At 73.0% G+C, this 18,488-nt stretch carries 18 protein-coding genes; 13 read left to right on the forward strand and 5 right to left on the reverse strand.

Features of this window, described 5'->3' with window-relative positions; all coding sequences use genetic code 11:
* Positions 1-16: 16 nt before the first annotated feature.
* From IF04_RS0100525 to IF04_RS0100540, 4 genes are all read left to right on the forward strand, one after another.
* Positions 17-1,309 carry a sensor histidine kinase gene (locus tag IF04_RS0100525; protein WP_051830528.1) on the forward strand — a complete coding sequence of 431 codons (1,293 nt, stop codon included), beginning with the start codon at positions 17-19 and terminating at the stop codon, positions 1,307-1,309.
* A complete protein-coding gene (locus IF04_RS0100530; RefSeq protein WP_030249134.1) occupies positions 1,306-1,986 on the forward strand; it encodes a response regulator in 681 nt (226 codons plus the stop codon). The genes IF04_RS0100525 and IF04_RS0100530 overlap by 4 nt, the downstream gene beginning before the upstream one ends.
* 190 nt (positions 1,987-2,176) lie before the next feature.
* The gene (locus tag IF04_RS0100535; protein WP_078599681.1) at positions 2,177-3,391 is read left to right on the forward strand and encodes an alpha/beta hydrolase; all 1,215 of its coding nucleotides are present in this window, start codon (positions 2,177-2,179) and stop codon (positions 3,389-3,391) included.
* A gap of 26 nt (positions 3,392-3,417) precedes the next feature.
* A complete protein-coding gene (locus tag IF04_RS0100540; RefSeq protein ID WP_051830530.1) occupies positions 3,418-4,695 on the forward strand; it encodes an acyltransferase family protein in 1,278 nt (425 codons plus the stop codon).
* A 106-nt stretch (positions 4,696-4,801) separates the two neighbouring features.
* On the opposite strand, the gene IF04_RS0100545 is transcribed toward IF04_RS0100540, so the two are convergent.
* Entirely contained in the window at positions 4,802-5,272 is a 471-nt protein-coding gene (locus IF04_RS0100545; protein WP_030249142.1) for a MerR family transcriptional regulator, read from the reverse strand.
* A 113-nt stretch (positions 5,273-5,385) separates the two neighbouring features.
* Here IF04_RS0100545 and IF04_RS0100550 point away from each other — a divergent pair, with 113 nt between their 5' ends.
* A complete protein-coding gene (locus IF04_RS0100550) occupies positions 5,386-6,210 on the forward strand; it encodes a serine hydrolase domain-containing protein (protein ID WP_030249144.1) in 825 nt (274 codons plus the stop codon).
* 16 nt (positions 6,211-6,226) lie between these two features.
* On the opposite strand, the gene IF04_RS0100555 is transcribed toward IF04_RS0100550, so the two are convergent.
* Complete coding sequence (locus IF04_RS0100555; protein ID WP_030249147.1) at positions 6,227-6,919, reverse strand: pirin family protein; 693 nt, start codon at positions 6,917-6,919, stop codon at positions 6,227-6,229.
* A gap of 157 nt (positions 6,920-7,076) precedes the next feature.
* Between IF04_RS0100555 and IF04_RS0100560 the strand changes: the two genes are divergently transcribed.
* From IF04_RS0100560 to IF04_RS0100580, 5 genes are all read left to right on the forward strand, one after another.
* Entirely contained in the window at positions 7,077-8,261 is a 1,185-nt protein-coding gene (locus IF04_RS0100560) for a PucR family transcriptional regulator (RefSeq protein WP_030249149.1), read from the forward strand.
* A gap of 89 nt (positions 8,262-8,350) precedes the next feature.
* Entirely contained in the window at positions 8,351-9,292 is a 942-nt protein-coding gene (locus IF04_RS0100565) for an ACP S-malonyltransferase (protein ID WP_030249152.1), read from the forward strand.
* Between the two features lie 13 nt (positions 9,293-9,305).
* Positions 9,306-10,352 (forward strand): ketoacyl-ACP synthase III, encoded by a 1,047-nt coding sequence (locus tag IF04_RS0100570; protein ID WP_030249153.1) that lies wholly within the window; start codon positions 9,306-9,308, stop codon positions 10,350-10,352.
* A gap of 101 nt (positions 10,353-10,453) precedes the next feature.
* On the forward strand, positions 10,454-10,702 hold the full coding sequence (locus IF04_RS0100575; protein WP_016642582.1) for an acyl carrier protein: 249 nt from the start codon (positions 10,454-10,456) through the stop codon (positions 10,700-10,702).
* Between the two features lie 76 nt (positions 10,703-10,778).
* Entirely contained in the window at positions 10,779-12,059 is a 1,281-nt protein-coding gene (locus IF04_RS0100580; protein WP_030249160.1) for a beta-ketoacyl-[acyl-carrier-protein] synthase family protein, read from the forward strand.
* 138 nt (positions 12,060-12,197) lie between these two features.
* Here IF04_RS0100580 and IF04_RS0100585 read toward each other — a convergent pair whose 3' ends face one another.
* The gene (locus tag IF04_RS0100585) at positions 12,198-13,073 is read right to left on the reverse strand and encodes an NAD(P)-dependent oxidoreductase (RefSeq protein ID WP_030249163.1); all 876 of its coding nucleotides are present in this window, start codon (positions 13,071-13,073) and stop codon (positions 12,198-12,200) included.
* A 51-nt stretch (positions 13,074-13,124) separates the two neighbouring features.
* Positions 13,125-13,619: a DUF3145 domain-containing protein gene (locus IF04_RS0100590; protein WP_030249165.1), complete on the reverse strand. Its 495-nt coding sequence runs from the start codon at positions 13,617-13,619 to the stop codon at positions 13,125-13,127.
* A 326-nt stretch (positions 13,620-13,945) separates the two neighbouring features.
* On the opposite strand from IF04_RS0100590, the gene IF04_RS0100595 reads away from it, so the two are divergent.
* The 3 genes from IF04_RS0100595 (at position 13,946) to IF04_RS0100605 (ending at position 17,378) form a co-directional block, all read left to right on the forward strand.
* Entirely contained in the window at positions 13,946-14,869 is a 924-nt protein-coding gene (locus IF04_RS0100595) for an SGNH/GDSL hydrolase family protein (protein WP_030249168.1), read from the forward strand.
* A 42-nt stretch (positions 14,870-14,911) separates the two neighbouring features.
* Positions 14,912-15,958 carry an aldose epimerase family protein gene (locus tag IF04_RS0100600; protein ID WP_030249172.1) on the forward strand — a complete coding sequence of 349 codons (1,047 nt, stop codon included), beginning with the start codon at positions 14,912-14,914 and terminating at the stop codon, positions 15,956-15,958.
* 130 nt (positions 15,959-16,088) lie between these two features.
* A complete protein-coding gene (locus tag IF04_RS0100605) occupies positions 16,089-17,378 on the forward strand; it encodes a pyroglutamyl-peptidase I (protein ID WP_030249173.1) in 1,290 nt (429 codons plus the stop codon).
* A gap of 25 nt (positions 17,379-17,403) precedes the next feature.
* On the opposite strand, the gene rbsK is transcribed toward IF04_RS0100605, so the two are convergent.
* Positions 17,404-18,351, reverse strand: coding sequence for a ribokinase (gene rbsK / locus IF04_RS0100610; protein WP_245654228.1), 948 nt, complete (start codon positions 18,349-18,351; stop codon positions 17,404-17,406).
* Positions 18,352-18,488: the final 137 nt, after the last annotated feature.

Genomic DNA, 18,488 nt, shown 5'->3' on the forward strand with positions numbered 1-18,488 from the left:
TACTGACGACCGCAGTATGACGCCCCGCCGGGGCCCGGCCCCATACGCTGATCCGGCGATGTCCACGTCCTCCCCTTCCCCCGAGCCCCTCTTCGGCGCGGACCGGCCCCGCTGGCTGCGGTGGCTGCCGTACGTCGTCGCCTTCGTGTTCACCGTCTCGCTGCTGCCGAGCACCATCCTCGTGCTGGGCAGCGACTACGGCATGAACAGCGGTCTGGCCGGTGCGCTCGGCGTCGCCCAGACCCTCCCGCTGCTGCTGGCGGTCAGCCGCCCGCTGCAGGCATGGGGGGTGATCTACGCGGCCGACCTGGCCGCCGCGCTGGCCCTGGCGACCGTCCCCGCCGCCCCGGGCACCATCTGGCCCTGGCCGCCGCCCACGATCGTGGGGTACCTCGCCCTGTCGCTCGCCCTCGGGCTGCGCGAGCGGCGCCGTGTGCTGCTGGCCGTGTGGCTCGCCACCGGCGCGGCCGGCATCCTCTTCGGCTTCCTCCGGCCCGCCCGCTCCGACGCCACCTGGCTGCTGCTCTTCGTACTCTCCGGCGTGGTGCTGCTGCTGGCGGGCGCACTGCGGGAACGCGGCGACGCGCGGCGGCAGTTGGCGGCACAGGAAACGATCAGCGAGGCGGAGCGCGCCCGGCGCACGCTGCTGGAGGAGCGCACCCGCATCGCCCGCGAGCTGCACGACGTCGTCGCGCACCACATGTCGGTGATCACGGTGCAGGCGGACAGCGCGCCGTACCGCCTCCAGGGGCTCCCGCCGGAAGCCGCCGAGGAGTTCGGGACGATCGCCGCGACGGCGCGCGAGTCGCTGGGCGAGATGCGCCGGCTGCTGGGCGTGCTGCGCAGCGAGGAGAGCGAACAGCACGGCGGTCCCGAGAAGGCGCCGCAGCCGGGCCTGGATCAGCTGGAGCGGCTGGTGGAGGGGACCGTACGCGCCGGTGTGCCGGTGGAATTGACGCTCTCTCGGGCGCTCGGCGAACTCCCGCCCGCCGTCGGCCTGTCGGGGTACCGGATCGTGCAGGAGGCGCTGTCGAACGTCGTACGGCACGCGCCCGGCGCGCGCACCCGCGTCTCGGTCGCGCCGGACCGCACCGGCCTGACGGTCCTGGTCGTCAACGACCCGCCGCCGCACGCCGCCGAGCCACTGGAGACGACCGGAACGGGCCATGGACTGGTCGGAATGCGCGAGCGGGTACGCCTGTTGGGCGGCACCCTGGACACCGGTCCCCTGCCGGACGGGGGTTACCGTGTCGCCGCCCGGCTCCCGCTCACGGAGCCCCCGACGGGGAAGGACCCGACGCGCGCATGACCACCCGCGTGATCATCGTTGACGACCAGGCCATGGTGCGGGCGGGCTTCGCCGCGCTGCTCGCCGCGCAGAGCGACATCGACGTCGTCGGCGACGCGGCAGACGGGGTGGACGGGGTGGAGCTGAGCCGCCGCACCCACCCCGACGTGGTGCTGATGGACGTCCGGATGCCGGAGATGGACGGCCTGGAGGCGGCCAGGCAGCTGCTGTCCCCGCCCCCGGGCGTCGCGCACCGCCCGAAGGTGCTGATGCTCACCACCTTCGACGTCGACGACTACGTATACGAAGCGCTGCGCGCCGGCGCGTCCGGCTTCCTGCTGAAGGACGCGCCGCCGGCCGATCTGATCTCCGCGGTACGGATCGTGGCGGCGGGCGAGGCGCTGCTCGCCCCCTCGGTGACCCGCCGCCTGATCGCCGACTTCGCGCGGCAGCGGCCTGCACCCCGCAAGGACCGCACCGCGCTGCGCCTGAACGGGCTCACCGCGCGCGAGACCGAGGTGCTGGAGCTGATCGCGCGCGGCCTGTCCAACCAGGAGATCGCGGCCGAACTGGTGCTGGCCGAGCAGACGGTGAAGACCCACATCGGGCGGGTGCTGGCCAAGCTGGACCTGCGCGACCGCGCTCAGGCCGTGATCTTCGCGTACGAGTCGGGGCTGGTGACGCCGGGCGCCCCATAGGGGCGCGGGGAGCGTCGATATGCGGCTCCGCCGCGTGGGCGCGCCCAGCCACCACGGCGCCGCACCCGGCCGTGGCGGCCCACCCCCTACCCCGGTATCACCGCGCAGTTGGCTCCATGGTGTGACGCCGCACCACCGGCCCCCTCCCTACGTTTCCCTCCGCCACGCCGCCTGGAGAGGGAGACCAAGGATGCCGCCGCGCACCGCTGCGCCACGTACCACCGCGCCACAGGCCGGTACGCGGTCCGGCACACGGACCGGTAACCGGCGGCGCCGCGGGATCGCCGCCCTCCTCGTGGCGGCCGCGCTCGTCGCCGCCACCGGCGGCTGGGCCGTCGGCAGCGAGCAGACCGCCGTCACCGGACCCGCGCCGGGCGCCGCCGCCTGGCGCGCCGACCACACGCTCGGCCGGCCGCTGCCCGACCCGGCGACCGCCTCGCCCGCCGCCGTCGCCCGCTTCTTCGCCGGTCTGACCGAGGCGGAGCGGCAACGGCTCGCCGAGCGGCACCCGATGACCGTGGGCACCTTGGACGGCGCGCCCGTACGGCTGCGCTACCGCGCGAACGCCCGCGCCCTGCGGGCCGAACGCGCCCGACTGTACGCCCGCGCAAACGACCCCGCCCGCGCCGCCGAAGAGCGCAGCCGGGCCCGCGCGCTGGCCGCCCGCTGCACCGAACTCCTCGCCCCCGGGCGGCAGATCCTCTTCTTCGACCCGCGCGGCCGGGGCCAGGTCGCCGAGGTGTACGGAGACCTCGGCGCGGCCCGGCGCACGGCGGTGATCGTGCCCGGCTCGGACATCGACCTCGGCTCGTTCGACCGCGAGCGGGACCGGTACGGCACCCCGACCGCCATGGCGGCCTCGCTGCGCGCCCGGATGTCCGCCGAGGACCCGGCGACGCCCACCGCGGTGATCGCCTGGGCCGGTTACACCACGCCGGTCGGGCTCGGCCCGGACGCCGCGACGGGGCGGCTCGCGGAGGCCGGCGCGCCGCGGCTGGCCCGGCTGCTGACGGGGCTCGCCGCGACCGGCGCCCCGGCGCCCGCCCTGCTCTGCCACAGCTACGGCTCGGTCGTGTGCGGCCTGGCGTCGCCCCGCGCCGGACGGAGCGCGGTCGGCGACGTGATCCTCTTCGGCTCGCCGGGGGCGCGTACGGAGCGCGCCGCCGACCTGCACGCCGGCGGGCGGGTGTGGGCGGCCCGGGACGCCTCGGACTGGATCGGCAACATCCCGAACGTCGAGGTGCTGGGCCTGGGCCATGGCACCGACCCGACCGACCCCGCGTTCGGCGCGCGCCGCGTCGCTGCCGACCGCGCCGAGGGCCACACCGGCTACCTCGTCCCCGGCACCGACTCCCTGGACGGCTTCGCCGACATCGTGCTCGGCCGCCCCTCCCGCGTGCGCTGAGCACGCCCTCGGCCAAGGAGACCGCCATGACCACCGCGTTACCGAACCCCGGAGAGCAGCACGGCCCGCTCCGCAGGGCCGTGGCCGCCGTCGAGCGCCGCACCCCCGCACACCGCGACCGCGGGATCGACGGGCTGCGAGCGCTCGCGCTGCTCGCCGTGCCGACCGGGCACTGGCTGGCCGGCGGCTTCACCCGGGACGCCGACGGCGCACTGCACAACGCCAGCGCGCTGTCCGCACTCGGCTTCCTCGCGCCGGTGAGCTGGGTGCTCCAGCTACTGGGGATCTTCTTCCTGGTCGGCGGGTACTCCTCGGTGCTGTCCTACCGGCGCGCGAGCGGGCGCGGGGAGTCCACCGCGCGCTGGCTGAGCGGCCGGCTGGCCCGCCTGGGCCGCCCGGCGCTCGCCGTAACGGCCATATGGGCGCTGCTGATCGGGGTACTGTCCGCCGTCGGGGTGCCGGAGGCGACGCTGCGGACGGGGGCGACGCTGGTCGTGCAGCCGTTGTGGTTCGTGGGCGTGTACGCCGGGGTCACGGCGCTCACGCCGTACTGCGTGCGCGCCGCGCGCCGGCTCGGACCATGGTCGGCCGCGCCGCTGTTCGCGGCCGTCGCGGTGGTCGACTTCCTGCGGTACGGCCCGTACGCCGCCGCCGTACCGTCCTGGCTCGCGCTGCTCAACCTGCTCCCCGGCTGGCTGTTCGCGTACCAACTCGGCGTCTGCTGGGGCGAAGGAGCCACCCCCACGCCGTCCGGACAGCGGCAGCGGGGAAGGCTCGGCAGGCGCGCCGCGTGGACGCTGCTGACCGGCGGCGCGGCCGTGTTCGCCGTCCTCCTCCTGGTCTTCCACTACCCCGCGAGCATGGTCGGCGTCCCGGGCACCGCCCGGACGAACTCGCACCCGCCGTCGCTGCTGGTCCCGGCGCTGGCGGCGATACAGTGCGGGGCCGCCGTCCTGCTGCGGGACCGGATCGCCGCGCTGCTGCGCCGGCCGGCGCTGTGGGCGCCGGTCGTGGTCGTCAACCTCTGCGCGATGACCGTCTTCTGCTGGCACCAGACCGCGATGCTGGCGGTAGCGGTGCCGTCGTCGTACTTCGGCCCGCTCCCCGGCCTGACCACGCCGCCCGACTCAGCGGCCTGGCTGCTCACCCGCCTGGTCTGGCTCCCCCTCTTCGCCCTGACGCTGGCCGCCCTCACCCTCGTCACCCGCCGCTTCGAAGCCCCTTGGAGCGCGAGCCGCGCCCTGCGCGCCACCACCGCGGCCCTCTCCGCCAGCTTCGCCCTCTTCGCCCTGGGTATGGGATGAGTGGGGCCCTCCCCCACGCCCCAAGTAGGCGCCCCGCCCCCGCCCCAAACCACCCGCACGTGCCCCGCCCCCGCCCCGCTCTCTCCGCAGGCAGGGCTCAGCCACGTCAGAGCTCACCCTCCGATCCCAGGCGGGCGTCGGCGTACAGGTCGATCTTGTAGTCCAGGACGGCCAGCGTGTCGCGCAGTTCGTCGATCCGCTGCCGGACGTCCTCACGGTGTGCCGTGAGGAGCCGCTCCCGTGCGGCGAAGGTCGCCGGGCCTTCGCGGACCAGTTCGGCGTAGCGGACCATGTCGGCGACCGGCATGCCGGTCAGCCGTAGCTTGCCCACCAGGGACAGCCAGTCCAGGTCACGGTTGGTGAAGCGGCGCTGCCCGGTGTGGGTGCGGTCGACGTGCGGCATCAGGCCGATGCGTTCGTACCAGCGCAGGGTGTGGGCGCTGAGCCCGGTGAGGCCGACGACCTCGCTGATCGTGTACTGGTCCTGGCCGTCCGGCCGCCGTGGACCGTCCCGCAGGCCGGCGCAGTTGCGCGGCTTCGCCGGGGCCGTGACCGGAGCGCTCTCCATGACCGTCATGCCGTCTCTCCCGTTCGCCGTTTCGCTCACGCCGCTGACAACGCTAAAGAGCTGGAGTGCACTCCAAGCAAGCGAAGACTTGGCGCAATCTTGAGGAAGTTACGCTGGGCGCCATGGAGAGCCTGCGGATGATCGAGAACTGGCCGGTGCCCACTGCTGCGGCGGTCGTCGTACGAGCCGACGGCACGGTGGCCGGTGCGCACGGGCCGCAGGAGCACCGCTTCGCGCTGGCCTCCGTGACCAAGCCGCTGGCCGCGTACGCGGCGCTGCTCGCGGTGGAGGAGGGCGCGGTCGAGCTGGACGAGCCGGCAGGCCCGGACGGCGCCACGGTACGGCATCTGCTCGCGCACACGTCCGGGCTGGCGTTCGACGAGGACCGGGTGATGGCCGCGCCCGGTTCGCGGCGGATCTACTCCAACGCCGGTTTCGAGGCGCTGGGCGAGCACCTCACGAAGGCCACGGACATCCCCTTCCCGCAGTACCTGAAGGAGGCCGTGCTCGATCCGCTGGGCATGACGGCGACCGAGCTGCCGGAGGGCGGTTCGCCGGCCAAGGACGGCGTGTCGACCGCCGCCGACCTGGCGCGCTTCGGCGCCGAGCTGCTGGCGCCGCGGCTGCTGGCGCGCGAGACGCTGGACGCGGCGACGTCGGTGGTCTTCCCGGGGCTGTCGGGCGTGCTGCCGGGGTACGGCAACCAGAAGCCGAACGACTGGGGGCTGGGCTTCGAGATCCGGGACGGAAAGGCGCCGCACTGGACGGGCGCCGGGTCCTCGCCGCGTACATTCGGGCACTTCGGACAGGCCGGAACGTTCCTGTGGGTGGACCCGGACGCGGGCGCCGCCTGCGCCGCGCTCGCGGACCGCGCGTTCGGGCCGTGGGCGATCGAGGCGTGGCCGCCCTTCACGGACGCGGTACTGGCGGACCTGCGGGCGGCCTGAGGCCGGGGCACACACCTCAGCCGTACGTGGGCTCCTCCCGCATCTCCCACATCAGGAGCTCCGCCGCCGACTCCGCGGTCAGCTCCAGCTCCTTGGCGTCGGTGACGCGCGCCGCGTCGCCCGCCTCCAGCAGCGCCGGGCCGCCGTCGGTGAGCGCGTCGCCGAGGCGTACCGCGCCGCGTACGACGTGCACGTAGATCCGCGCGCCGTCCGGTACGGCCGTACGGTCGCCCGCGGCGAGCCGCCGTACGTGCAGCATCGCGTCGGCGCGCGGCACGGCGTACGGGGTGCCGTCGGCGATGCCGCGCACCACTTCGTAGTCGGGCTCGCCGCCGGAGGCGGTGGGGGCCAGCCACATCTGGACGAAGCGCAGCGGTGCGTCGGAGTCGTTGCGTTCGACGTGCCGTACGCCGGCGGCGGAGCTGAGCCGCTGGACGTCGCCGGGCCGTACGAGCGTCTCGTGCCCGGTGGTGTCGCGGTGGGTCAGTTCGCCCTCGACGACCCAGGTGATGATCTCGGTGTTGCTGTGCGGGTGTTCGTCGAAGCCGGCGCCGGGTGCGAGGCGCTCCTCGTTGCAGGCGATCATCGCGCCGAAGCGGATGTTGTCGGGGTCGTAGTGCGGTCCGAAGGAGAAGGCGTGCCGCGTGTCGATGCCGGCGTCGGCGTCCCCGCCCCGGTACCGCTCGTCGCTTCTCCGTACCTCGATCACCCGTGTCCGCCTTTCCTGGCTTTCCTGATCCGAGCCGGCCGGCCCCGGTCGAGGCCCCGGCCGGGGGCCCGCGGGGGCAGCCCCCGGGCAACACAGCATTCAGCCACCGTAGCCCCACCGCGCCACCACCCCGCCCCGATAAGGCAGGCTTGTGCCCGTGTCTGAACCCGCATCGCACGACGCCCACCCGCACTCCGCGACCCTGCGCCGCCTGGAGAAGTCCTCCGGCAAGCTCGCGGCCCATGCCATCGCCCGCATGGACGAGACACTGCCGTGGTACCGGGCGATGCCGCCGGAGAACCGGTCGTGGATCGGTCTGGTGGCGCAGGCGGGCATCGCGGCCTTCACCGAGTGGTTCCGGCATCCGGAGACGCCGCAGGCGATCTCCACGGACGTCTTCGGTACGGCGCCGCGCGAGCTGACGCGGGCGATCACGCTGCGGCAGACCGTGGAGATGGTCCGCACCACGATCGAGGTCATGGAGACGGCGATCGACGATGTCGCCGCTCCGGGTGACGAATCGGTGCTGCGCGAGGCGCTGCTGGTGTACGCGCGGGAGATCGCCTTCGCGACCGCACAGGTCTACGCGCAGGCCGCGGAGGCCCGGGGCGCCTGGGACGCGCGGCTGGAGTCGCTGGTCGTCAACGCCGTGCTGTCCGGTGAGGCGGACGAGGGCGCGGTGTCCCGGGCCGCGGCGCTGGGCTGGAACTCCCCGGAGCATGTCGCGGTGGTGCTCGGTACGGCCCCGGACGGGGACAGCGAGCTGACGGTCGAGGCGATCCGGCGGGCTGCGCGGCACGCGAAGCTGCAGGTGCTGACGGGCGTGCTCGGGACCCGGCTGGTGGTGATCGCGGGCGGTTCGGACGAGCCGCTGAAGGCGGCGAAAGCACTGATCGGGCCGTTCGCGGCGGGTCCCGTGGTGGCGGGCCCGGTGGTCTCGGACCTGCTGGCGGCGACGCGGTCGGCGCAGGCAGCGGCGGCGGGCCTGAAGGCGTGCGCGGCGTGGCCGGACGCGCCGCGGCCGGTACTGGCGGACGATCTGCTGCCGGAGCGCGCGATGGCCGGGGACCCGGCAGCGCGCGATCAGCTGGTGGAGGAGATCTACAGACCACTGGAGGAAGCAGGCAGCGCCCTCCTCGAAACCTTGAGCGTCTATCTGGAGCAGGCGAGCAGCCTGGAGGGGGCGGCGCGGATGCTCTTCGTCCACCCCAACACCGTGCGCTACCGGCTCCGACGTGTGACCGACGTCACCGGATGGTCGCCGTCCGATGTCCGCTCGGCGTTCACCTTGCGTATCGCCCTCATCCTGGGGCGTCTGGCCGACGGTGAGGCGCAACCCTAAGCTTTTGTCGGACACCCACAATTACCCCGATGGTTCTTCGTCCCTGTCCCCACGGGCGGGCGGGACCTCCCACAAGAGAGAGTGTGAGAGTGCTCGTACTCGTCGCTCCCGGCCAAGGCGCTCAGACGCCCGGCTTCCTGACTCCCTGGCTCGACCTTCCCGGCGTCGAGGACCGGCTGCGTGCCTGGTCCGACGCCATCGACCTCGACCTGGTCCACTACGGCACGAAGGCGGACGCGGAGGAAATCCGTGACACCGCCGTCGCCCAGCCGCTGCTGGTCGCCTCCGCTCTGGTCTCCGCGCGGCAGCTCTTCGCCACGCCGGAGGACTTCGCGTCGCTCGTCGGCGCCGCGGCCGGCCACAGCGTCGGTGAGCTCGCTGCCGCCGCGCTGACCGGTGTACTGCCGGACGAGGCCGCCATGGGTCTCGTACGCAAGCGCGGTCTGGCCATGGCCGAGGCCGCGGCCGTCACCGAGACCGGCATGTCGGCCCTGCTGGGCGGCGAGCCGGAGACGGTCCTGCCGCATCTGGAGAAGCTGGGCCTGACCCCGGCGAACGTGAACGGCGCGGGCCAGATCGTGGCCGCCGGCACCGCCGCGCAGCTGGCGGCGCTCGCCGAGGACAAGCCGGAGGGCACCCGGCGGGTCGTCCCGCTGAAGGTGGCCGGCGCGTTCCACACGGTGCACATGGCCCCGGCGGTCGCGACGCTGGAGTCCGCGGTGGCCGAGCTGTCCCCCGCCGCTCCGCACACCCGGTACGTCTCGAACAAGGACGGCCAGGTCGTCACCGGCGGCCAGGAGGTCGTGCAGCGGCTGGTGGGCCAGGTGGCCAACCCGGTCCGCTGGGACCTGTGCATGGAGACCTTCAAGGAACTGGGCGTCACCGCGATGATCGAGGCGGCCCCGGGCGGGACCCTGGTGGGCCTCGCCAAGCGCGCGCTGCCCGGTGTGAAGACCCTCGCGCTGAAGACCCCGGATGATCTCGACGCGGCGCGCGAGCTGATCGCCGAGCACGCTGCGCCGGCCGAATAGGAGCCACGAGAGCATGACGTCGAAGATCAAACCCGCGAAGGGCGCCCCGTACGCGCGGATCATGGGCGTGGGCGGCTACCGCCCCGTCAATGTCGTGCCGAACGAGGAGATCCTCAAGTACATCGACTCGTCCGACGAATGGATCCGGTCGCGCTCAGGCATCGCCACGCGCCACTGGGCCGGTCCCGAGGAGACCGTCGCGGCGATGTCGGTGGAGGCTGCCGGCAAGGCGATCGCCGACGCCGGTATCACGCCGGAGCAGATCGGCGGCGTGATCGTCTCGACGGTCTCGCACTTCAAGCAGACCCCGGCGGTCGCGACGGAGATCGCGCACCGGATAGGGGCGGGCAAGCCGGCCGCGTTCGACATCTCGGCGGGCTGCGCGGGCTTCGGTTACGGCCTGACCCTGGCCAAGGGCATGATCACCGACGGCTCCGCGGAGTACGTGCTGGTCATCGGCGTGGAGCGGCTCTCGGACCTGACCGACCTGGAGGACCGCGCGACGGCCTTCCTCTTCGGTGACGGCGCCGGTGCCGTGGTCGTGGGCCCCGCCCAGGAGCCGGCCATCGGCCCGACGGTCTGGGGCTCGGAGGGCGACAAGTCCGAGACCATCAAGCAGACCCTGAGCTGGGACGTCTACCGCCGCACCCCGGTGCCCGGCGGCAACGGCCCCGCCGATCAGCTCGCCCTGGACGAGATCCGCTACCCGGCGATCACCCAGGAGGGCCAGGCGGTCTTCCGCTGGGCGGTCTTCGAGATGGCCAAGGTCGCCCAGGAGGCCCTGGACGTGGCCGGCGTCAGCCCGGAGGACCTGGACGTCTTCATCCCGCACCAGGCCAACATGCGGATCATCGACTCGATGGTGAAGACGCTCAAGCTGCCCGAGTCGGTCACGGTCGCCCGTGACGTGGAGACCACCGGCAACACCTCGGCCGCCTCGATTCCGCTCGCGATGGAGCGGCTGCTGGCGACCGGTCAGGCCAAGAGCGGCGACACCGCGCTCGTCATCGGGTTCGGGGCGGGTCTCGTGTACGCCGCCACGGTCGTTACTCTCCCCTAGGCAAGATCTACGCAGCACCGACGTCTCCGGACGACCCGGCGGCTGTACTGGAACTTCACCGCAACGCACAGTTTCACTCGAAATACACCGAAGGAGCCATCATGGCCGCCACTCAGGAAGAGATCGTCGCCGGTCTCGCCGAAATCGTGAACGAGATCGCCGGGATCCCCGTTGAGGACGTCCAGCTGGACAAGTCCTTCACCGATGACCTGGACGTCGACTCGCTGTCCATGGTCGAGGTCGTCGTCGCCGCCGAGGAGCGCTTCGACGTCAAGATCCCCGACGACGACGTCAAGAACCTCAAGACGGTCGGCGACGCCACCAAGTACATCCTCGAGCACCAGGGCTGATCCAGCCCCGCATGTCGCCACCCCGCGGTGGCGCCGTCGATTCTCGACCCCTCTACCTGTGGAGACAAGAATTCCCGTGAACGCGACCAATCGCACCGTGGTCGTCACCGGTATCGGCGCAACCACACCGCTGGGTGGCGACTCCGCTTCGACCTGGGAAGGTCTGATGGCGGGCCGCTCCGGCGTGCGACCCCTGGACGACGAACGCTTTGCCGACCTGCCCGTCCGGATGGCCGCCACCGCGGCCGTCGAGCCGGAAGAGGTCCTGCCGCGCCCCGTCGCCCGCAAGCTCGACCGCTCCGCGCAGTTCGCGCTGATCGCGGCGCGTGAGGCATGGGCCGACGCCGGTTACACCGGCCCGGCCGGCGAGGACACCGCCGAGGACGGCTCGGCCCTGATCGACCCGGACCGTCTGGGCACCGTGATCGCCTCCGGCATCGGCGGCGTGACCACCCTGCTCGACCAGTACGACGTGCTGAAGGAGAAGGGCGTACGCCGCGTCTCCCCGCACACCGTGCCCATGCTCATGCCCAACGGCCCGTCCGCCAACGTCGGCCTGGAGGTCGGCGCGCAGGCGGGCGTGCACACCCCCGTGAGCGCCTGCGCCTCCGGCGCCGAGGCCATCGGGTACGCCGTCGAGATGATCCGCACCGGCCGTGCCGATGTGGTCGTCGCGGGCGGCACCGAGGCGGCGATCCACCCGCTGCCCATCGTCGCCTTCGCGAACATGATGGCGATGTCGAAGAACAACGACGAGCCGCAGAAGGCTTCCCGTCCGTACGACACCGCCCGGGACGGCTTCGTCCTCGGTGAGGGTGCGGGCGTGGTGATCCTGGAGTCGGCGGAGCACGCGGCCAAGCGCGGCGCCAAGGTGTACTGCGAGGTGCTGGGCCAGGGTCTGTCCGCGGACAGCCACCACATCGCGCAGCCCGAGCCGACCGGCCGGGGCATCGCGGCGGCCGTGCAGAACCTGCTGGACGCCACCGACCTCAAGCCGGCCGAGCTGGTGCACCTCAACGCGCACGCCACGTCCACCCCGCAGGGTGACGTCGCCGAGATCAAGGCGCTGCGCCGGGTGCTGGGCGACGATGTGGACCACATCGCGATCTCCGGTACCAAGTCGATGACCGGCCACCTGCTGGGCGGCGCGGGCGGCGTCGAGACCGTCGCGACGGTCCTCGCCCTGCACCACCGCCAGGCCCCGCCGACCATCAACGTCGAGAACCTCGACGACGAGGTCGACGCGGACATCGTCCGCGACGAGCCCCGCCAGCTGCCCGAGGGCACCATCGCGGCGATCAACAACTCGTTCGGCTTCGGCGGCCACAACGTGGTACTCGCCTTCCGCACTGCCTAATGCGCCTAAACCGGCGCCGCTCTCGCGGACCCCATGCTCGCCGCTCGGGTTCCTCAATTGATGGTTGCGGTCTTCGCCGGTGAAAAGGCCCGCCCGGACATCGTCCGGGCGGGCCTTCGCGTTAGCCAGGCCGGCCGCTCAGTCCGTGAAGCTCGCGAAATAGGCGGCGGCGCCGTCCTTGTCGCCGTGGCCCGCCTCCTCCGCCCTGCGGAAGCGTTCGGCGGCCGCTGCGGCCAGATCCATCCGTACGCCGGCGCCCTCCGCGGCCGCCGCGATCAGGGACGCGTCCTTGCGGCCCGCGGAGACCGTGAAGCTCGCCGGGTAGTCGCCGGAGAGGATGAGCTGGGACTTCATCTGAAGGTACGGCAGGTCGAGGGGGCCGCCGGCCACCGCGTCCAGGAAGTGACGCGGGTCCACGTCCAGGCCCTCGGCGAGCGCCAGCGCCTCGCCCGCGCCGTTGATGATCGTCAGCACCCAGCTGTTGGCGACGAGCTTGAGGCGGCTGGCGGCGCCGCTCGCGCCGTCCTCACCGGCCCACAGCGTGCGCTGCCCGACGATCCCGAAGACCTCCTCGGCGGCCTCCCGTACGTCCTGCGGTCCCGCCGCGAGGACGGTCAGGGCCCCGTTCTCGGCGGGCTGCTTGGTGCCGAGGACCGGGGCGTCGACGAAGGCCAGGCCGTGTGCGGTCGCGAACTGGGCCAGCGGGGCGAGCGCCTCGGTACCGACCGTGCTCATCTGCAGCCAGAGCTGCCCGGGGCGCAGCGCGGGCTCGGCCTGACGGACCGCGTCCAGCGCGGCGGGCCCGTCGTGCACCATCGTGAGCAGGATGTCCGCGCCGTCCACCGCGGCGGCGGGGGTGTCGGCCACCCGCGCACCGTCCGCGGCCAGCGGTTCCGCCTTGGCGCGGGTGCGGTTCCATACGCGGACGTCGAGGCCGGCGCGCGCGAGGTTACGGGCCATCGCGGCGCCCATGATTCCGGTGCCGAGTACGGCCACTGAGGTCTTGTCAGCCATGAACGGCACGCTACGGCTTCGAGTGAACTCGAAGACAAGCGCGCCGCGCCCTCACACGACCTGGTGCAGCCAGCGGACCGGGGCGCCCTCGCCCGCGTACCGGAAGGGCTCCAACTCGTCGTCCCAGGGCTTGCCGAGGAGCTTGGCGACCTCGGCGGCCAGGTCGGTCTCGCCGCGCGCGGAGCGCGCCACCGCGGCCCGCAGCCGGTCCTCGGGGATCAGGATGTCGCCGTGGATGCCCGTGACGGCGTGGAAGATACCCAGGTCGGGCGTGGAGCTGTAGCGCTCGCCCTCGGCGGCCGCGCACGGCTCGGCGGTCACCTCGAAGCGCAGGAGGTGCCAGCCGCGCAGCGCGGAGGCGAGTTTGGAGGCGGTGCCGGACTCGCCCTGCCAGGAGAACTCCGCGCGCCAGGTGCCGGGCGAGGCGGGCTGCCGGATCCAGTCGAGATTGACGCGCACGCCGAGGACGCCCGCGACGGCCCATTCGACGTGCGGGCACAGCGCGCGCGGAGCGGAGTGGACGTACAGAACTCCACGTGTCGTCACCGGGACCTCCAGTACGGTTCGAGGTTCGCCTTCCCCAGCGGCCTCGTGCCCGTTCCGGTCGCGGCCGGGACAGCTGCTGACATTCTGCCCCAATGATCACTTCGGCACCAGCACGCGAGGTTACCTACAGTAAACACCATGGGGCTCAATTCGCCACAAAAGGGACAGGAAATGACGTGTTGTAATTTGTTCGTACGGGAGTGCGCTACTCCTCCAGGTCGCCGCCCGACGGCCACGGGGCAAAGCTATCGCGCTGCGACCACCGAGGAGTGACGTACCGTCGCTCACGGAAGAGATATCACTCGCACGTCGGAGGGGGACAGGGGATGGCAAAGATCAACTGGGCCGCCGGACGCCCCCGCCGGCGGCCGGTCACGGTGCCCGCGGTGCTCGCCGCCGTCCTGCTCCTCACCGTGCCGGCCTGCGGTTCCGGCGACGGCGGGGACAACTCCCCGGCCTCGCGCGGCCGCACGGAATCCGCCCGTCCGCACCCGGCTCCCCCACCGGTTTGGGACACCCGTCCGGATTCGGTGGCCGCGCTGGGTGACTCGATAACGGCCGGCTTCGACGCCTGCGGACTGCTGGCCGACTGCTCCGCCGCCTCCTGGGCCACGGGCACGGATCCGGCCGTCCGCAGCCTGGCCGAACGCCTCTTGTCGGACCCGTCCGGGCATGCCTGGAACTACGCCCGCACCGGAGCGCTCATGGCCGATCTGCCCCGCCAGATCGACCGAGCGATTCCGCACAAACCCCAACTTGTCACGATCCTGATCGGCGCCAACGACGCCTGCCGGAACAACGCCTCCGCCATGACACCCACGGCTGAATTCCGCGCCGGTTTCCGGACGTCCTTGAAGAAGCTGCGCCGGGCGCTGCCCCGTACGCAGGTCTACGTCGCCGCGGTGCCCGACCTGATGCGGCTGTGGTCGCAGGGCCGCCGGAACCCGGTGGGCAAGCAGGTGTGGAAGCTCGGCATCTGCCAGTCGATGCTGCACGGCGCGGACGACGTCTCGCGCGCCGCCAGTGATCGCAGGGAGAGTGTGCGGGACCGGGTGGTGGCCTACAACACGGCGCTGCGCGAGGTGTGCGAACAGGACCGTCGCTGCCGGTTCGACCAGGCGGTTTTCGACTACCGCTTCACCGGCAGGGAGTTGAGCGAGTGGGACTGGTTCCACCCGAGCAAGCGCGGCCAGCGGGAACTGGCCGGAATGGCCTACCGCACCGTCACCCGCCCCGAAGGCCGCGGCTGACCGCGCGCTGCCTTCGGGGCGCGCGGGCATAGGCTCGCCGGCATGAGCGCGACCCACGTCGCCGAAGAGCCCTTCGGCACCTTGAAAAACGGCAGTATCGTCCACCGCTGGACACTCGAAGCAGGCGCAGTCCGAGTACGGATCCTGACGTACGGCGGCATCGTGCAGAGCATCGAGACACCTGACCGGCACGGCGCGCGCGGCGAGATCGCGCTCGGCTTCCCGGACGCGGCCGGGTACGAGGCGCACGGCGAGTCGTACTTCGGGGCGCTGGTCGGCCGGTACGCGGGCCGTATCGGGGGCGCCGCGTTCACCCTCGAAGGGCGGCGGTACGCGCTGCCCGCCAATGACGGCCCGAACTGCCTGCACGGAGGCGTCGCGAACTTCTCCACTGCTCTGTGGGACGCCGCACCGTGCCCAGGAGGGGTGGAGCTGCGCCGCACCAGTAGGGACGGCGAGGAGGGCTTCCCCGGGGCGCTGGACGTCCGCGTCCGGTACACCCTCTCCGCGGCCGGCGAGCTGGCCTGCGACTACCTCGCCACCACGGACGCACCGACCGTCCTGAACCTCACCAACCACTCGTACTTCGACCTCAGCGGCGACGGCAGCGGCGGCGCGGAGACGCACCGGCTGCGGATGGCCGCCGACCACTACCTCCCCGTCGACACGACCGGCATCCCGGCCGGCGCCCCGGCCCCCGTCGCCGGCACCCGCTTCGACTTCCGGGCACGCCGCACGGTCGGCCGCGGTTACGACCACACGTTCGTGCTCGGCAACGGCTCCGGGACGATCGGCGCCCCCGAGGACCGCGCCCCGGAACCGCGTCCGGTGGCCGAGCTGAGCGACCCCGCCTCCGGCCGCGTCCTGCGCCTGTCGACCACCCAACCGGGCATCCAGCTCTACACGGCCGAGCACTTGGACGGCTCACTGACGGGCACCACGGGCCGCCCCCTCCTGCCGGGCGGCGGAATCGCCCTGGAAACCCAGCACTTCCCCGACTCCCCCAACCGCCCGGACTTCCCCAGCACGGTGCTGCGGCCGGGCGAGGTGTTCCGGTCGCGGACGGTGTACGGGTTCGGGGTGGAGTAGGGCCACCGGGCGGGCGGGTGCCGGCCAATGGGCTGCTGCCGGGCGGCCGGCCCACGGGCTGTTGTCGGGCGGCCGGTCCTGGCCGGCTGCCCTCTACCGTCCCAGCCACCCCTCCCGCTTTACTCGCCCCATGAGACCCATACGTACCAAACTCCTCGCTCTCGGAGCGGCGCTGACCGCCGCGCTCCCCCTGGCCCTGACCGCCCCCGCGGCCGCCCGCGACCGTGCGGCGGACGCGGACCGGTCCCCGGTCGCCGTGGAGGAGCAGCGGCTGTCACTGGCCGCGCCGCGGGAGATCCTGCGCCGCAGCGGTTTCGACGAGATCGGCCCGGAGTTCGCCCGGGGACTGGCCGCGACGCACTCCGAGAAGGCGGCGAAACGGTACGTCGAACGGTCCGCGCGTGCCCTGTGGGAGCGGGCCGTGGCCCGGGCCCAGGGACGCGGCCCGGCGGGCGGCGACCTCAGCCGGGACGACGACCGACCGCTGTACTGGGCGCGCCTGGAGATGACCCGGGCACTGCACGAGTGGCAGCCGTCCTTCAGTCTCTCCGCCGAGCGACGCGCGGCGCTGTACGGAGCGCTGGAACGCGCATCCCGAGGCGAGAACTCGATCGACCTGCCCGCAGGCCGGCACGTCACACGCGTCCTCGTAACCGGCTTCGACCCCTTCCAACTGGACGCCGACCCGCGCCGCAGCAACCCCTCGGGCGCGTCGGCACTCGCCCTGGACGGGACGACGCTGCGTACGTCGTCGGGGCGGACCGTGCGCGTCGAGACGGCAGTCTTCCCGGTCCGCTGGTCGGATTTCGCCGCGGGAACCGTGGAACGCACCCTGCTGCCGCACTTCCGCCCGGGCCCGCGCCAGGTCGACCTCTTCACCACCGTCAGCCAGGGCCGCCCCGGCCGCTTCGACGTGGAACGCACCAACGGGGCCTGGCGCGGCGGCTACCCGGACAACGCCCGCGAGTCCCGCACGGAGACGGTGCCCATCCCGGCCGGCGTACCGACGGTCCGCCCGCAGCCCCAGTGGACACACACGACGCTGCCCTACGAGACGCTCACGGACGACGGAACCGGCCCGTATCCGGTACACGACAACACCGAGGTCACCGAGATCCCGGCGGACGGCACCGCCCCGGTGAAGCGCCCGAACGGCCCGACCCCGGGCTCCACAGCCCGCGCAGGCGGTGGCGGCGACTACCTCTCCAACGAGATCGCCTACCGAGCCACCCTGCTGCGTGACGCGGTGGCCCCCTCCCTACCGGGCGGCCACCTCCACACCCCAGTACTGGAATTCGCCCCCACCAACACCGACCCCAAAACCGGCACGATCACCGATCCGACCTTCGTCCGCAACCGCCTGGCCATCGTCGGACAGCTGCGCGAGCTGGTGCGGACGGCGGTCGCGGTCGGCGGATGACCGACCGCGGCCACGCCGCCCGGAGTCAGCCTTCCGGCAGCTCATCCGCCGTCGGATAAGACGGCTGCGCACCCGGCTTGGTGACTGCGGCGGCGCCCACGCGTACGGCGTAGCGCGCGGCCGCTGCCAAGGACTCGCCGCGAGCGAGGCGCACGGCGAGCGCGCCGGTGAAGGCGTCGCCCGCCCCCGTCGTGTCCACGGCCGTCACCTTGACCCCCGGTACGGCCGCCGCGTCCTCCGCGTCCAGGACGTACGCGCCGTCGCCGCCGAGCGTGACGACGACCGAACGGGCGCCGAGTTCGCGCAGGGCGCGGGCCCAGTCCGCCGGGTCGCCGTTCGCCGCGCCGGAGAGCCGGCGGGCCTCGTGCTCGTTGACCACCAGCGGGTCGGCGGCGGCGAGCAGTTCGGGGGCGAGGCTCTCGGGTGCCGGGGAGGGGTTGAGGACGACACGGGTGCCGGCCTCGCGCGCCGCGGCGGCCGCGGCCTCCACGGACTCCATCGGGATCTCCAGCTGGAGGGAGACCACGGCGGCGCCCGCGATCACCGCGTGCGCCGCGGCGACGTCCTTCGGGGTGAGGGCCGCGTTGGCACCGGGCGAAACGACGATGCTGTTGTCGCCGTCCGTGCCGACGATGATCATCGCGGTGCCGGTGCGGGCCTCCGGGTCGGTGATGACGTGCCGTACATCGGTACCGGCCGCGCGCTGGGCGTTCAGCAGCAGCTCGCCGTACGCGTCCCCGCCGATCCGCGCCAGCAGCGCGACCCGGCCGCCGAGCCGGGCAGCGGCGGCGGCCTGGTTGGCGCCCTTGCCGCCCGCCGACTCGACCAGGTCCGTACCGAGCACGGTCTCGCCCGCGTCCGGCCGCCGGTCCACCCGGACCGTCAGGTCGGCGTTGGCCGAGCCCACCACCAGCACGTCGTGGTCGTAACCGTCGCCGTAGCCGTCACTGTGGTCGTCGTTGTGTGCGTCCACGTCCGCCGTTTCCATTCTTCGTTCACTGCCGGGCGGCGGTGTGCCACCGCCCGGTGTCCTGCTGCCGTCGCCGCGGTCATCCGTCGTACCGCACTACGGTCATCCGTCGTTACCGCGCTGCGGTCAACCCTCGTACC

The sequence above is a fragment of the Streptomyces violens genome (assembly GCF_000717745.1).
Classification (GTDB): domain Bacteria; phylum Actinomycetota; class Actinomycetes; order Streptomycetales; family Streptomycetaceae; genus Streptomyces; species Streptomyces violens.

Bases quoted from the DNA above. Each gene is read 5' to 3' on its own strand.
- IF04_RS0100595 (WP_030249168.1), top strand. From the start codon at position 13,946: ATGGCAAAGATCAACTGGGCCGCCGGACGCCCCCGCCGGCGGCCGGTC.
- IF04_RS0100535 (WP_078599681.1), top strand. From the start codon at position 2,177: ATGCCGCCGCGCACCGCTGCGCCACGTACCACCGCGCCACAGGCCGGT.
- IF04_RS0100550 (WP_030249144.1), top strand. From the start codon at position 5,386: ATGGAGAGCCTGCGGATGATCGAGAACTGGCCGGTGCCCACTGCTGCG.
- IF04_RS0100585 (WP_030249163.1), bottom strand. From the start codon at position 13,073: ATGGCTGACAAGACCTCAGTGGCCGTACTCGGCACCGGAATCATGGGC.
- IF04_RS0100605 (WP_030249173.1), top strand. From the start codon at position 16,089: ATGAGACCCATACGTACCAAACTCCTCGCTCTCGGAGCGGCGCTGACC.
- IF04_RS0100540 (WP_051830530.1), top strand. From the start codon at position 3,418: ATGACCACCGCGTTACCGAACCCCGGAGAGCAGCACGGCCCGCTCCGC.
- IF04_RS0100570 (WP_030249153.1), top strand. From the start codon at position 9,306: ATGACGTCGAAGATCAAACCCGCGAAGGGCGCCCCGTACGCGCGGATC.
- IF04_RS0100600 (WP_030249172.1), top strand. From the start codon at position 14,912: ATGAGCGCGACCCACGTCGCCGAAGAGCCCTTCGGCACCTTGAAAAAC.
- IF04_RS0100575 (WP_016642582.1), top strand. From the start codon at position 10,454: ATGGCCGCCACTCAGGAAGAGATCGTCGCCGGTCTCGCCGAAATCGTG.
- IF04_RS0100530 (WP_030249134.1), top strand. From the start codon at position 1,306: ATGACCACCCGCGTGATCATCGTTGACGACCAGGCCATGGTGCGGGCG.
- IF04_RS0100545 (WP_030249142.1), bottom strand. From the start codon at position 5,272: ATGACGGTCATGGAGAGCGCTCCGGTCACGGCCCCGGCGAAGCCGCGC.
- IF04_RS0100525 (WP_051830528.1), top strand. From the start codon at position 17: ATGACGCCCCGCCGGGGCCCGGCCCCATACGCTGATCCGGCGATGTCC.